Origin of the sequence: Promicromonospora iranensis (assembly GCF_028994805.1) — a bacterium.
In the GTDB taxonomy this organism is placed as follows: Bacteria; Actinomycetota; Actinomycetes; order Actinomycetales; family Cellulomonadaceae; genus Promicromonospora; species Promicromonospora iranensis.
Window position 1 is genome coordinate 76,735 of sequence record NZ_JAJQQP010000011.1, and the last position, 14,554, is coordinate 91,288.

General features: G+C 71.1%; 12 protein-coding genes. 4 read left to right on the plus strand and 8 right to left on the minus strand.

Going from position 1 to position 14,554, the window contains the following annotated elements; all coding sequences use genetic code 11:
- Window positions 1–5: 5 nt before the first annotated feature.
- Together dapC and fdxA are read right to left on the minus strand one after the other, a co-directional pair.
- The gene (gene dapC / locus LUM46_RS18870; RefSeq protein WP_274995978.1) at window positions 6–1,136 is read right to left on the minus strand and encodes a succinyldiaminopimelate transaminase; all 1,131 of its coding nucleotides are present in this window, start codon (window positions 1,134–1,136) and stop codon (window positions 6–8) included.
- A gap of 1 nt (window position 1,137) precedes the next feature.
- Window positions 1,138–1,455 carry a ferredoxin gene (gene fdxA / locus LUM46_RS18875; RefSeq protein ID WP_020017584.1) on the minus strand — a complete coding sequence of 106 codons (318 nt, stop codon included), beginning with the start codon at window positions 1,453–1,455 and terminating at the stop codon, window positions 1,138–1,140.
- 139 nt (window positions 1,456–1,594) lie between these two features.
- On the opposite strand from fdxA, the gene LUM46_RS18880 reads away from it, so the two are divergent.
- A complete protein-coding gene (locus LUM46_RS18880) occupies window positions 1,595–1,897 on the plus strand; it encodes a DUF6725 family protein (RefSeq protein WP_274995984.1) in 303 nt (100 codons plus the stop codon).
- On the opposite strand, the gene LUM46_RS18885 is transcribed toward LUM46_RS18880, so the two are convergent.
- Both LUM46_RS18885 and glgP read right to left on the minus strand, forming a co-directional pair.
- Window positions 1,872–2,069 (minus strand): ferredoxin, encoded by a 198-nt coding sequence (locus tag LUM46_RS18885; RefSeq protein ID WP_274995987.1) that lies wholly within the window; start codon window positions 2,067–2,069, stop codon window positions 1,872–1,874. The genes LUM46_RS18880 and LUM46_RS18885 overlap by 26 nt on opposite strands.
- 147 nt (window positions 2,070–2,216) lie before the next feature.
- Window positions 2,217–4,802, minus strand: coding sequence for an alpha-glucan family phosphorylase (gene glgP / locus LUM46_RS18890; protein ID WP_274995989.1), 2,586 nt, complete (start codon window positions 4,800–4,802; stop codon window positions 2,217–2,219).
- Window positions 4,803–4,971: 169 nt separating this feature from the next.
- Between glgP and LUM46_RS18895 the strand changes: the two genes are divergently transcribed.
- The 3 genes from LUM46_RS18895 to LUM46_RS18905 all read left to right on the plus strand — a co-directional run bounded on the left by LUM46_RS18895 (window position 4,972) and on the right by LUM46_RS18905 (window position 10,399).
- Entirely contained in the window at window positions 4,972–7,077 is a 2,106-nt protein-coding gene (locus tag LUM46_RS18895) for an alpha-1,4-glucan--maltose-1-phosphate maltosyltransferase (RefSeq protein ID WP_274995991.1), read from the plus strand.
- Between the two features lie 86 nt (window positions 7,078–7,163).
- Window positions 7,164–8,936: a maltose alpha-D-glucosyltransferase gene (treS, locus tag LUM46_RS18900; protein ID WP_374727020.1), complete on the plus strand. Its 1,773-nt coding sequence runs from the start codon at window positions 7,164–7,166 to the stop codon at window positions 8,934–8,936.
- Window positions 8,933–10,399, plus strand: coding sequence for a maltokinase N-terminal cap-like domain-containing protein (locus LUM46_RS18905; protein WP_274995998.1), 1,467 nt, complete (start codon window positions 8,933–8,935; stop codon window positions 10,397–10,399). Before treS ends, LUM46_RS18905 begins: the two co-directional genes overlap by 4 nt.
- On the opposite strand, the gene LUM46_RS18910 is transcribed toward LUM46_RS18905, so the two are convergent.
- The 4 genes from LUM46_RS18910 to LUM46_RS18925 are packed head-to-tail and all read right to left on the minus strand — an operon-like array spanning window position 10,389 to window position 14,540.
- Window positions 10,389–11,432: a glycoside hydrolase family 113 gene (locus tag LUM46_RS18910; RefSeq protein WP_420875791.1), complete on the minus strand. Its 1,044-nt coding sequence runs from the start codon at window positions 11,430–11,432 to the stop codon at window positions 10,389–10,391. The two genes, LUM46_RS18905 and LUM46_RS18910, sit on opposite strands and share 11 nt — an antisense overlap.
- A gap of 8 nt (window positions 11,433–11,440) precedes the next feature.
- Entirely contained in the window at window positions 11,441–12,274 is an 834-nt protein-coding gene (locus LUM46_RS18915) for a carbohydrate ABC transporter permease (protein WP_274996001.1), read from the minus strand.
- Window positions 12,271–13,200, minus strand: a complete 930-nt coding sequence (locus LUM46_RS18920; protein ID WP_274996004.1) for a carbohydrate ABC transporter permease — start codon at window positions 13,198–13,200, stop codon at window positions 12,271–12,273. Before LUM46_RS18920 ends, LUM46_RS18915 begins: the two co-directional genes overlap by 4 nt.
- A gap of 2 nt (window positions 13,201–13,202) precedes the next feature.
- Entirely contained in the window at window positions 13,203–14,540 is a 1,338-nt protein-coding gene (locus LUM46_RS18925; RefSeq protein WP_274996006.1) for an ABC transporter substrate-binding protein, read from the minus strand.
- Window positions 14,541–14,554: the final 14 nt, after the last annotated feature.

The window sequence follows — 14,554 nt, forward strand, 5'->3', positions numbered from 1 at the left end:
GTCGGTCAAGCCTCTGTGAGGCGTGACACAGCGTCGGCAATCTGCACGTCAGTACAGGTCAGTGCGACGCGCGTGTGCTTGTCGTCGCCGTACAGATGCCCGGGCGCGGTCAGGATGCCCCGCTCCGCGAACCATTCTGCGACCTGCAGGCCGGATCGGCCGTCCGGCGCCGCCACCCACAGGTACAGACCGGCTCCGGACTCCTCCACGACGAGCCCTGCCGCCGTGATCGCGGGGGCGAGCACCCGGCGTCGGGCACCGTAGACCGCACGCTGCGCCGCCACGTGCTCGTCGTCGGACAGCGCCGCCGTCATCGCGGCCTGCACGGGGGCGGGCACGATGAGACCCAGGTGCTTGCGGGTCTGCGTGAGAGCGGCGACCTGCGCGGCGTCCCCCGCGAGGAACGCCGCACGGTAGCCCGCGATGCTCGACTGCTTCGACAGGGAGTACGCGGCGAGCAGGCCGGCGTGCGACCCGCCGCACACGCGCGGGTCGAGCACGGACGGGGCCCCGCCCGCGCCCGTCGCCGGGTCCCACGACGAGTCCCAGACCAGCTCGGCATAGCACTCGTCGGAGACGACCACGGCGTCGATGGCGCGAGCAGCCTCCACCACGGCACGCAGGGCGGCGACGTCGAGCACCCGGCCCGTGGGGTTGCCGGGGCTGTTCACCCAGACCATCTTGACGTCGTCCCGGCCGGCCCAGTCGGCGACGTCGTCCGTCGCGAGCGGCGTGGCGCCCGCCGCGCGGATACCCGCCAGGTAGGTCGGATAGCCGACGGCCGGGTGCACGACCACGTCGCCCGGCCCGAGGTGGAGCAGGGAGGGCAGCAGGCCCACGAGCTCCTTGGACCCGATGGTCGGCACCACGGCCGCGGGGTCGAGCCCGGGCACCCCCCGGCGTCGGGCGAACCAGTCGGCGACGGCCTGGCGCAGCGCGGGCGTGCCCGCCGTCATCGGGTAGCCCGGCGCGTCGGACGCCGCCTCGAGCGCGTTCCGCACGACCTCGGGCGTCGGGTCCACGGGCGTGCCCATGGAGAGGTCGACCAGACCGCCCGGGTGGGCCTTCGCGGTCGCCGTGATGCCGGCGATCGAGTCCCAGGGGTAGGGCAGGTCGGACAGGTCGTGCAGACCCACGTCAGGCCTGGGGCGGGAGGGCCGCGATCATCGGGTCGTCCTTCTCGATGACGCCCATCTTCGCGGCACCGCCGGGCGAGCCGAGGTCGTCGAAGAACTCGACGTTCGCGCGGTAGTAGTCCTTCCACTCATCGGGGACGTCGTCCTCGTAGTAGATGGCCTCCACCGGGCAGACCGGCTCACAGGCACCACAGTCCACGCACTCGTCCGGGTGGATGTACAGGGAGCGGCTGCCCTCGTAGATGCAGTCCACGGGACACTCCTCGATGCACGCCCGGTCCTTGACGTCGACGCACGGCTGAGCGATCACGTAGGTCACTTCGAGGGTGTCCTTCCACTTCCGGACTTGAGGATCATGCATGGCGCGGACCGCGGGACGAGTCCTGCGGCGCGATCCTAGTATCTCCCGGGAGGCCGTCAGATCCCCACCGGTCTCACGCAGCGGAAAGGGAATCGACGTGACATTCGCTACACCGCCGTCACCGACGGGCGGCTGGCGCGCCCTCCGGCCCGGTACCCGGGTGGTCGTCAGGCGCCGCCTGGCGCCCACCGGCCCTGTCGTGTCCGACGGCGGCAGCGCGCACCGCTGGACCGACCTGATCGGTTTTGTGGTCGAGGTGTCCGACGCCGGGCTGCGGCTGCGCACCGATCCGGTGCCCGGCCGCGGGGAGCCGGAAGAGGTCACGGTCGCGGCTGCCGACATCGCGGCGGCCAAGCCGGTTCCTCCCAGGCCGGTCAGGCGTTCTGGTCCACCCAGATGACGCCGGTGGGGCACATGCTCACTGCTTCCTGCACGGCGTCCGCGAGCTCCGGCCCCGGGCGCTCGTCGAGCAGCACCACCCGGTCGTCCTCGTCCTGCCCGAACACGTCGGGAGCGAGCAGTGCGCACTGTCCGGCGCCACAGCAGGCTTCACGGTCCACGTTGATCTTCATGAGTCCACTCTCCCTACCCCAGGGGCAGTTCACCTAATCGAACAAGAACCACGAGCCCGGTCGGCCAAGGTCGCCGAACCGATGCTCAACGGTCTGTCCGAGCCCTGCAGGACTTCTCCGTTGCGGTTCGGCGGCCTGGCCGGCAGGTCAGGCGTTGGCCACCAGGCCGAGCTCCGCGACGCTCGCCAGGTGCGCGTGCCGGGGCACGATCCGCACGGTGTAGCCGAACGGGCCGGAGGTGTCCAGGTCGACCTCGCCGCCGAACGCGTGCCGCCCGGCCTCGTACGACTCGACGAGCGCGAGGGGCTCCGCGGAGAACTCGTCGATGACGTCGGCCTCCGTGACCCGACCGTGCACCACCTGCACGTCCACGTCGTCGGGCGACAGGGACCCGAGCGACACGTAGGCACGCACCGTGAGCCGGTCGCCGACCTGCACCGCCTCACCGATACCCGCGGACTCCACGTGGTCCACACGCACCTGCGACCAGGAGCTCCGCACCTGCTCCTTCCAGCCCGCCAGGTCCTTCGCCGCGGCGAACCCGTCCTCGACGAGCTGCCGGCCGGCCTCGGCGGCCGGCGCGTACAGGCCGTGCACGTACTCCGAGACCATGCGCGTGGCCTGCACCTTCGGGCCGAGCGTGGCCAGCGTGTGGCGCACCATCTCCAGCCAGCGGCCGGGCACGCCGTCGGCGGACCGGTCGTAGAACGCGGGCGCCACCTGGGACTCCACCAGGTCGTACAGCGCGGCGGCCTCCAGGTCGTCGCGGCGGTCGGCGTCCTCGACGCCGTCGGCCGTGGGGATGCCCCAGCCGTTCTCGCCGTCGTACCACTCGGCCCACCAGCCGTCCTCGATCGAGAGGTTCAGGCCGCCGTTGAGCGCGCTCTTCATGCCCGAGGTGCCGGAGGCCTCCAGCGGGCGGAGCGGGTTGTTCAGCCAGACGTCGCAGCCCGGGTACAGCGCCTGCGCCATGCCGATGTCGTAGTTGGGCAGGAAGACGATGCGGTGCCGCACCTCGGGGTCGTCGGCGAACCGGACGAGCTGCTGGATGAGCCGCTTGCCGGAGTCGTCGGCCGGGTGCGACTTGCCGGCCACGATCAGCTGCACGGGCCGCTCGGGGTGGAGCAGGAGCGCCTTGAGCCGGTCCTGGTCGCGCAGCATGAGCGTGAGCCGCTTGTAGGTGGGCACACGGCGGGCGAAGCCGATGGTGAGCACGTCGGGCGAGAGGATCTCGTCGATCCAGCCCAGCTCGGCCGGGGAGGCCCCGCGCTCGCGCCAGGACTTGCGGACCCGGCACCGGGCCTCGGCCACGAGCTCACCGCGCATCTCGCCGCGCAGGGCCCAGAGCTCGGCGTCGGACACCTTGCCCGGGTCCAGCCAGCCCGACGACGCCTCGGGTGCCGTGATCTGGTCCAGCCCCATCCGCTCCGCCTCCACGGCGGCCAGCCGGGGTGCGACCCAGGTGGGCGAGTGCACGCCGTTGGTCACCGACGTGATCGGCACCTCGCGTGCGTCGAACCCGGGCCACAGACCCTCGAACATCTCCCGCGACACCTGGCCGTGCAGCAGCGAGACGCCGTTGGCGCGGCCGCCGAGCCGCAGACCCATCACCGCCATGTTGAACACGGTGGGGTCGCCGCCGTCGTAGTCCTCGGAGCCCAGCGCCAGCACGCTCTCCAGCGGCACGCCGTCCATCGTGTTGTCACCGCCGAAGTACGTGCTGACCAGGTCCTTCGGGAACCGGTCGATGCCGGCGGGAACTGGCGTGTGAGTGGTGAAGACCGTGGCGGCACGCACTGCCTCGTGCGCCTCCCCGACGCTCAGGCCGGTGCCGACGAGCTCGCGGATGCGCTCGACACCGAGGAAGCCCGCGTGTCCCTCGTTGGTGTGGTAGACCTCCGGCTCCGGGGCGCCGGTGAGGCGCGACCAGGCGCGCAGTGCGCGCACGCCGCCCACGCCGAGCAGCAGCTCCTGCTGGAGCCGGTGCTCGCCGCCGCCCCCGTAGAGGCGGTCGGTCACCTTGCGGGCCGCGTCGTCGTTCTCCGGCACGTTCGAGTCGAGCAGCAGCAGCGGCACGCGGCCGACGGCGGCGACCCAGACGTGCGCGTGCAGCGTGCGACCGCCGGGCAGGTCGAGCGAGACGACGGCGGGCGTGCCGTCCTCCTCCCGCAGCACGGCGAGCGGCAGGCCGTCCGGGTCGAGCAGCGGGTAGGTCTCCACCTGCCACGCGTCGCGGGTGAGCGACTGCCGGAAGTAGCCGGCGCCGTAGAGCAGGCCCACGCCGACGATGGGCACACCCATGTCGGAGGCACTCTTCAGGTGGTCGCCGGCGAGGATGCCGAGACCGCCCGAGTACTGCGGCAGCACCGACGTGATGCCGAACTCCGGCGAGAAGTAGGCGATGGCTCGTGGCAGCTCGCCGCCCGACGCCGTCTTCTGCCCGTGGTACCACTGCGGGTCCCGCAGGTAGCGGTGGAGGTCGTCCGACGCCGCGCGCACCCGGCCGGTGAACGCCTCGTCGGCGGCGAGCGCCGCGAGGCGGTCGGAGCCGAGCGCGGCGAGCAGCGCGACGGGGTCGCCACGGACGTCGGACCAGAGCTCCGGGTCGATGCTCGCGAACAGGTCGCGCGTCGGCGCGTGCCAGGACCAGCGAAGGTTCTGGGCCAGCTCGTCGAGCGCAGCGAGCTGCTCGGGGAGGACCGTGCGGACGGTGAATCTGCGGATCGCTCTCACCGGACGAAGACTACGCACATGTCCGGGTGAGCACACCTCGCCTGGTGAGATGTGCGAACCGGTCTGCACACCGTCCTCACGGTGTCGCTGCGGAGCTCCCCCATGAACAGTATGGAAACCCGGCGCGCCCGAAAGGCGAGTCCCCCTTGTCGGTCGATAGCGTGTTCCGGTGAGCCCGTACACGACCCCCGGCCGGATCGGCCGCATCCCCGTCCTCGAGGTCTCCCCTGTCGTCGAGGGCGGGCGGTGGCCGGCGAAAGCCGTGGTGGGTGAGGTGGTCCCGATCGAGGCGACGGTCTTCCGCGAGGGGCACGACGCCGTCTCCGCGACGGCGGTGCTCGTCGCCCCGGACGGATCCGACCACTCGTGGGCCCCGATGGTCGACGTCGCACCCGGCCTGGACCACTTCCGCGGCTTTCTGCAGCCCGACGCCGAGGGCGACTGGTCGTTCCGGGTCGAGGGGTGGTCCGACCCGTACGCGACGTGGGTGCACGACGCCGGGATCAAGATCGCGGCGGGCATCGACACGGAGCTGATGCTCGCCGAGGGCGTGCGGCTGTTCGACAGGATCTGCCGCCGGGTGCCGGACGACGCCCTGGTCGCCCCCGGCCGGACCACCCGCGCGGCACGCGCGCTGACCGCCGCCCGGCGTGCCCTGGGCGACGCCACCCGCCCGGCGGAGGCGCGGTTCGCCGTGGCGACGTCCCCGGAGGTGCGGGAGGCGCTGCGCCGCGCGCCGCTGCGCGAGCTCGTCTCCGCGTCCCAGGCCTACCCGCTGCGGGTCTCGCGGCGGCTGGCGCTGGCCGGGGCCTGGTACGAGATGTTCCCCCGCTCGGAGGGCGCGCGCCGGAAGAAGGACGGCACGTGGGTGTCCGGCACGTTCCGGACGGCGGCGAAGCGGCTGCCCGGCATCGCGGCGATGGGGTTCGACGTCGTCTACCTGACACCGGTCTCCCCCATCGGCACCACGTTCCGCAAGGGCCGCAACAACACGCTGGAGGCCCAGCCGGGTGACCCGGGCAGCCCGTACGCGATCGGGTCGGCCGACGGCGGGCACGACGCGATCCATCCGGACCTCGGCACCGAGAAGGACTTCAAGGCCTTCGTCGCGGCAGCCCGTGCCCAGGGCATGGAGGTGGCGCTGGACATCGCGCTGCAGTGCTCCCCCGACCACCCGTGGGTCACGGAGCATCCCGAGTGGTTCGTGGTGCGCGCGGACGGCTCCATCGCGTACGCGGAGAACCCGCCCAAGAAGTACCAGGACATCTACCCGCTCAGCTTCGACACCGACCCGGACGGCCTGTACGCGGCGGTCCTCGACGTGATCCGGACCTGGATCGACCGGGGCGTCACGCTGTTCCGCGTCGACAACCCGCACACCAAGCCGCTGAACTTCTGGGAGTGGCTCCTCGCGGAGGTGCACGCGACCAACCCGGAGGTCATCTTCCTGTCGGAGGCGTTCACCAAGCCGGCGATGATGCAGACGCTGGCGCGGATCGGCTTCCACCAGTCGTACACCTACTTCACCTGGCGCAACACCAAGGAGGAGATCGAGGAGTACCTGGCCGAGGTGAGCGGGCCGCAGGGCTCGGTCCTGCGCCCGTCCTTCTGGCCCACCACCCACGACATCCTGCCGCCCTCTCTGACCGACGGCGGCGCGGCGGCCTTCGCCGCGCGCGCGGTGCTCGCCGCGACCGGCTCGCCGACCTGGGGCATCTACTCGGGCTACGAGCTCGTGGAGAGCACCCCCCGGCCCGGCGCGGAGGAGCAGATCGACAACGAGAAGTACGAGTACCGGCCGCGGGACTGGGCCGCCGCCGACGAGCACGGGATCGCGCTGCTGCTCGGCAAGCTCAACGAGGTGCGCCGCGCGCACCCCGCGCTCCAGCAGCTCCGCAACCTGACCATCCACCCCACGACGAACGGCCAGGTGGTCGCGTACTCGCGCCGGATCTCCGCCGATCACGTTTCGCGCGCGACAGCGACGCCGCAGGGCCGCACCATGAGAGCAGGGGGTAACGATCGGCGTGCCCCGCGGCACGACGACGTGATCGTGGTTGTGCTGAACCTGGACCCGCGGAACGCACAGGAGTCTGTAGTGCACCTGGACCTTTCCGCCCTCGGCCTCAGCGCTCCCGAGGGCGACGAGAACGCCCCGTTCTTCGTGGCACACGACCTGTTGTCCGGCGAGACCTACGGCTGGGGAGCTCATCCCTGGGTCCGGCTCGACCCGCAGGTCCGAGTGGCCCACGTCCTGCAGGTGGGCCCGGCATGACCACGTTCGGACCAGGTGGTCCCGCCGTCGGGCCACCGGAGGGTTATCCACAGTCGGCCGAGGGTGCACGGCCCGAGCGGCCCAGCATGCCGAACCCGCCGTCGGTACCCGTACCCGTCCAGGCGTTGCCGCCGCGGCGCCAGCCGCGCCTCGACGCCCGCCGCAAGGGCCTGTCGCACGACCCCGAGTGGTACAAGAAGGCCGTCTTCTACGAGGTCATGATCCGGTCGTTCTCCGACTCGGGCGACGGTGGGTCGGGCGACCTGCGCGGTCTCGTGGAGCGGCTCGACTACCTGGAGTGGCTCGGCGTCGACTGCCTGTGGCTGCCGCCGTTCTTCCCGTCGCCCTTGCGCGACGGCGGGTACGACGTCGCGGACTTCACCGCGATCGCACCGCAGTACGGGACCATCGCGGACTTCAGCGACCTGGTCGCCGCCGCGCACGAGCGTGGCATCCGCGTGGTGATCGACCTGGTCATGAACCACACCAGCGACGCACATCCCTGGTTCCAGGCCTCGCGCGCCGACCCGGACGGTCCGTACGGCGACTTCTACGTCTGGGGCGACGACCCGACGCGCTACGAGGGCGCGCGCATCATCTTCGTGGACACGGAGACGTCGAACTGGACGTTCGACCCCGTACGGCGGCAGTACTTCTGGCACCGGTTCTTCAGCCACCAGCCCGACCTGAACTTCGAGAACCCGCGCGTGGTCGAGGCGATGCTCGACGTCGCGCGGTTCTGGCTGCAGCTCGGCGTGGACGGCTTCCGCCTGGACGCCGTGCCGTACCTGTTCGAGTCCGAGGGCACCAACTGCGAGAACCTGCCCGAGACGCACGCGTTCCTGCGCAAGGTGCGGCGCATGCTCGACACCGAGTTCCCGGGCCGGATCATGCTGGCGGAGGCGAACCAGTGGCCGGCCGACGTGGTGGAGTACTTCGGCACGGAGGACGAGCCCGAGTGCCACATGTGCTTCCACTTCCCCGTGATGCCGCGCATCTTCTACGCGATCCGTGACCAGCGGGCCCGCCAGCTGCTGGAGATCCTCGCGGACACGCCGGCCATCCCCGCGGGCGGACAGTGGAGCACGTTCCTGCGCAACCACGACGAGCTCACCCTGGAGATGGTCTCCACGGAGGAGCGCGCCAGCATGTACGGCTGGTACGCCCCCGATCCACGGATGCGCGCGAACGTGGGCATCCGACGGCGGCTCGCACCGCTGCTGGACAACGCCCGCAAGGAGATCGAGCTGGCCAACGCGCTCCTGCTCTCGCTGCCCGGCACCCCGTGCCTGTACTACGGCGACGAGATCGGGATGGGCGACAACATCTGGCTGCCCGACCGGGACGCCGTCCGCACGCCCATGCAGTGGACGCCGGACCGCAACGCCGGCTTCTCCACCGCCGACCCGGGCAAGCTCTACCTGCCGCTCGTCCAGTCCCTGGTGCACCACTACCAGCACACCAACGTGGAGGCGCAGCTCGCGCAGCCCACCTCGCTGCTGCACTGGACGCACAACATGCTGGCCTTCCGCCGGCTGCACCCCGCGTTCGGCACCGGCGACTTCACGGCGCTCGACTGCAACGACGAGTCGGTCATCGCGTTCACCCGGTCCTCCGCCGAGGAGACCCTCCTGGTGGCCGCGAACCTGTCCGCCACCGCACGGTCGTCCACCGTCAAGCTGCCCGGCTACGCCGGCTGGACGCTCACCGACGTGTTCGGCGGTGCCGGGTTCCCGAGCGTCGGCGACGACGGGATCCTGACCATGACGTGGGGGGCGCGCGACTTCTACTGGCTGGTGCTGGCTCCGCCGACCCGAGCAGGAGCCGGCCGCACGACCGAGCAGGCGCGAGAGGAGTGAGCCCGGCGCGACACGTCCATGTCTCCCCAGGAGCCGCACACCTCCGCCCGGAGGTGCTCCGGCTCCTGGACACGTGGCTGCCCGGACAGCGCTGGTACCCGGTGCCCGCCGAGGGCGTGACGCACGAGCCGTGGCTCACCGTCACCTTCCCGGGTGTCGCCGACGTCGTCGTCGCGCTCCTGCGACTGGCCGGCCCCGGCCTGGCCGCCGGTGACGAGTCGCTGGTGATCCAGGTGCCGCTGGTCCTGACCCCCACCGCCGAGCCGGAGGCCGACACGGCCGAGACCGAGGCTGCGGGCCTGATCGGCACCGTGACCACGGCGTCGGGCACCGTCAGGGTGCACGACGGCGGCGCGCACCCCGCGGCCTGGCACGCCTACCTCGCCGCTGCCCTCCCCGGTGCGCGCGAGCCCGAGGACAGTACCGAGCTCGCCGGGGCGCGGCGCATCTCCGGGGAGCAGTCGAACACCTCGGTGCTGCTCCCGGCGATGGCCCACGACGCCGGACACGGCGGGATGCTCAAGATCCTCCGGACCGTCGCGCTGGGCCCGCACCCCGACGTCGTGATCCCGGCCGCCCTGACCGGGGCGGGCTGGGACGGCGTCCCGCGGTTCCTGGGTGCCGTCGAGCTGCCCCTGCCCGACGGCGCGGCCGGTCACCGGGACCCCGCTGAACCGCTCGCCCATCTCGCCGTGCTCTCCGAGCTGGTCACCGACGCCACCGACGGGTTCGAGCTGGCCTGCGCGTACGCGGCGCGCGACGAGGACTTCGGCGAGCGGGCCGCGGAGCTCGGCGCCGTCGTCGCGCACCTGCACGTGGTGCTGCGCCGGGCGCTCGGAGAGGGTCCCGGGCTGGAGCCCGCCGGGTTCATGGGGGTGCTGCGCCGGCGTGCCGCCGAGGCGTTCGCCGACGTCCCGGACCTGGCACCGCAGCGCGCCGGCGTCACCGCGCTCTTCGACGCGGTGAGCGCACGCCTGGCCGCCGCCGTCGAGCGCACCGGGGGCGTGGTACCGCTCCAGCCGATCCACGGCGACCTGCACCTGGGCCAGGCCCTGCACTCGTCGAGCGGCTGGAAGGTGCTCGACTTCGAGGGTGAGCCGCAGCGCCCGGTGTCCGAGCGTGTGGCCCCCGACCTGCCGCTGCGTGACGTCGCCGGGATGCTGCGCTCGCTGGACTACGCGGCCGCCGTCGGGCAGACGACGGACCCGCACTGGGCGGCGCACGCCCAGGTCAGCTTTCTCGAGGGATACCGGCAGGCCAGCGGGGACGCGCACGAGGGCACGGTGCACGCGGTCGCGGACGCCGCGACGTCGGGCAGCGAGCTCGACGTCGCCACCGCCGAGCTGCTGCTCCGCGCCCTCGTGGTGGACAAGGCGCTCTACGAGGTGGTCTACGAGTTCCGGCACCGCCCCGCGTGGATGCACATCCCACTGGCCGCCGTGGAGCGCGTCCTCAGCTCCTGAGCGCCAGCCATCGGTACTCGGCGGCGACCACCTCGGCGGCGGGCTTGGCGTAGACGCAGTAGTCGTCGTTGTCGGCGGCGTCCTCCGGCGCGTACAGCCGTGCCGGCCAGTCCCACAGCACGTAGCCCTGCACCCACGGCCGCCGTCCGCACTCCGTGAACATCTCCCGGTACCAGGCCGCCTGCTCCGCGCCGCTCGGCGCGCCGGGCAGCGACCAGTCGTTGGGCCGCGCGGCTGAACCGGTCCGGGACGGGCAGCCCGACTCGAGGAACACGAACGGCTTGCCCTCGCGGGCCACCACCGCCTCGATCCGGTCGAGCTGGGCGGTCCAGGAGCCGCTCGGGTAGTAGCCCGGCGCCCCGATGACGTCGACCGCGTCCCACCAGGTGACGCGGTCCTCCTGGTACTTGTCGCAGTTGTAGGTGACGAGGCCGCCGTAGACCTCGCGCACCGCGGCGACGAGCGCGCGCCAGTGCCGCTCCTGGCTATCGGACTGCACCATCTCGCAGCCCACGCACAGCATCTCGACGCCCTCCTCGGCGGCGATCCGCGCGTGGTGCACCAGGAACTCGGTGTAGCTCGCGAACCAGTCCGCCCAGCTCGGCTCTCCGGGAACCGGTGGGTCGAGGAACGAGACGTACGCACGCCAGGTCCCGTCCGCGACGTTGACCACCGGCTTGAGCATGACCTTCCAGCCGCGGGCCTTCGCCGCCCGGATCGCGCCGCGCACCTCGTCGTCGGTCACCGTCGGTTCCTCCCGCCACCGCACCCGCGTGGACTGCGCGGTGTCCTGGAGTGCGCCGAACGTGACGCCCACCCAGGTGACGCCGCCCAGCTCGGCGAGCGCGTCGAGGGAGCCGGCCGCCTCGGGAGCGGCCCAGGTACCGCGCTCCCCCACCCAGCCCCACGTCATGCCGAGCACAGGGCCGCCGGGAAGGGGTACCACGGGAGCCCCGCCCTCGGGAGCGCTGGCCGAGAGGCTCGTCCGGTCGCTCGTGTGGTCGCTCGTGTGGTCGCTCGTGTGGTCGCTCATTTGGTCGCTCATTTGGTCGCTCCCTGGGTCAGGCCGCTGTAGATGAACCGCTGCAGGAACAGGAACGCGGCGAGCGTCGGGAGGATGACGAGCACCGTGCCCGCCGCGATGACCTCCCACTGCGCCCCGAACGGCCCCTGGAACCGGAACAGCGACGTGGAGATCACGGCGAGGTCCTGTTTCGGCATGTAGAGGAACGGGATGTAGAACTCGTTGTAGATCGCTATGCCCTTGATGATCACCACGGTCGCGATGGCGGGCTTCAGCAGCGGGAAGATGATGCGCGCGAAGATGCTCAGCCGGTTCGCGCCGTCGAGCATCGCCGCCTCGTCGAGCGACCGGGGGATCGACTGCATGAACTGCCAGAAGATGTAGATCGCCACGATGTCGGTGCCCATGAACAGCACGATCGCCGCGCCCCGGGTGTTGAACAAGCCCAGGCTGTTGATGATCTGGAAGGTCGCCACCTGGGTCGTCACGCCCGGCACGAGGGTCGCCACCAGGAACAGCGCGACGACCAGCTTCTTGCCGCGAAAGTCGAACCGGTCGAGCGCGTACGCCGCCATCGTGCCGATGATGACGGTGCCCACCAGGGACACCACCAGGATGATCGACGTGTTCACGAAGCCCTGCAGCATGCCGCCACGTGTGAACGCGGTGACGAAGTTGCCGAGGTAGGCCCAGCTCTCGGGCGGGGACAGCGGGGCGCTGGTGGCGAACTCCTGCGTGGGCTTGAAGGCCGCCATGCCGATCACCACCAGCGGCAGCACCGCCACGGCGGACGCCACGAACAGGCTGGCGTACTTGAGCACGATGCCGACGGGGCCGAGCAGTGCCTTCATGTCAGGTCCACCTTCTCGTCGGGGACGAACCGGCGCTGGATCCAGGTGATCACCAGCACGATGACGAGCAGGAGCACACCCATCGCCGACGCGAGGCCGAAGTTGTGGTGGGTGAACGCGGCCTGCACGGTCTGGATCACGAACGTCGCCGACCCGTTGGCGCCGCCGGTCATGATGTACGGGATCTCGAAGACGGACAGGGAGCCGCTCACGGCGAGGATCGCCGACAGGCCCACGATCTTCTTGATCCCCGGCAGGATGATGTAGCGGAACTTGTGCCAGCTCGTGGCGCCGTCCAGCTCCGCCGCCTCGTACAGCTCGGTCGGGATGGACTGGATGGCACCGAGGAACAGGACGAAGTTCAGGCCCATGAACCGCCACACCGAGGTGGCGGCGAGCGAGACGTTGATCACCGACGGGTCACCGAGCCACTGCGCCGGCGCGTCCACGCCGACCAGGGCCAGCAGGGCGTCGAGCGTGCCGCCCGGCCGGAAGAAGTAGAGGAACACCAGGCCGATCGCCACCCCGTTGATCAGGTACGGGAAGAAGATCAGGCCCTTGAAGACGTTCCGGAACCGGGTGTTGAACGACAGCACGGTGGCGAAGTACAGCGCGAGCACCAGCTGCACCGCCGCGCCGGCCAGGTAGTACAGGCTCACGAGGAACACCTGGAAGTACGCGGGGTCGCCGAAGATCCGGGCGTAGTTGGCCAGGCCCACCGGGTTCATCACCGGGTCGAGACCGTCCCAGTCGGTGAAGCTGTACCAGACCATGTTCGCCACCGGCACGTAGGTGAACGTCACCAGCAGTGCCACCGGCACCAGCAGGAACAGCCACGGGGTGACGCGCCACCCCTGGTGCGACCGGGCCCCGCCCGACGGCGCCACGAGGGCCGCCGCCGGGCGGGCGGTAGTCGTCGCCACCATGCTCAGCCGACCGCTGCGCGGGCCTTCGCCCACCGCTCGTTCAGGCTCGCGAAGAAGGACTCCTTGTCTCCGTCCTTCGCGCCGCGGGCGACGTCCACCAGCTCCTGCCGGTAGATGTTGCCGTAGAGGTCCACCTCGGACTCGCTCACGACGTTCGCCTCGTAGGCCTCCTTGCCCGACGGCGCCGGGTCGAGCGCCACCAGCTCGACCCCCGCGTCGGTGAAGCCGGCCAGCGTCTCCGGCGTCGGACCGTCGACGAGCGGCGAGAGCCCGCCCTCGTCGTAGGCGTAGCCCGACTCCTCCGCGAACCACTCGACCCACGCCCAGGCGGCGGCCTTGTGCTCGCTGTGCACGTTGATCGCGTTCTTGTAGTCGCCGGCCACCTGCGCGTGGAACGTGCCGTCCACCTGGTAGGGGAACGGCATGTAGCCGATGTCGTCAGCCGAGCCGCCGGCGTCCTCCGCAGCCTGCTGCATCTGCGTGATCGCCCACGAGCCGAGCAGCATGGTGCCCACCTTGCCCGTGCCGAGCAGGGTCTTGGACTCCTCCCAGTTGGTGGTGGTCGGGTCCTCCTCGGACAGGCCACCGGCCACGATGTCGAACAGCAGGCCGTCGGAGATGTGGTGCCACTCGCCGGGAGCCCAGGGCGTGTCGGTGTAGGCGATGTGCTCGTTCGCGTAGGCCGGGTCCCCCAGGGCGCCGCGGTTGCCGTCCCACTGGCTCAGTGGCCAGCCGTCGGCGTAGTTCGTGTAGTACGGGACGGCGTCGGTCTTGTCCTTGATGGCCCGCAGGTCGTCGAGCAGCTCGTCGGGCGTCGTCGGCCAGTCGGTGAGCCCGGCGTCCGCCCAGACCTTCTTGTTGTAGACGATGCCCTGGGTGTTGACGGTGATCGGGATGCCGTACGCCTGTCCCTCGTAGGCCTCCTCCTCGAGGAGTGCGTACTTCTCGCCCAGCTCCTCGACGCCGCCCAGGGGCTCGAAGAAGGTGCCCAGCTTGTCCGGGGTGACGCTGTTCGGGATGAGCAGCACGTCGCCGTAGTCCTGGGTGTTCATGCGGACCGCTATCTCGCCCTCGTAGTCCGTCATGGACTCGAAGCTCACGGTGACGTCCGGGTACTCCTTCTCGAACTGTTCCTTGTAGTCCTGGAACACCGTGTCGACGAGGTCGGTGCGCTGGGTGATCACCGTGATCTCGCCCGACGGCTCGCCCTCGATCCCGTCACCACCGGCGGCCGCGCCGCCGGCTCCGCCCGTGCATGCCGCGAGCGCCAGGGCAGCCGCTGCGCCCGTGGTCGCGGCCAAGATGTGCTTCTTCGCCATCTCGATCACTCTCGTCTCCATCGACTCGTCCCGGG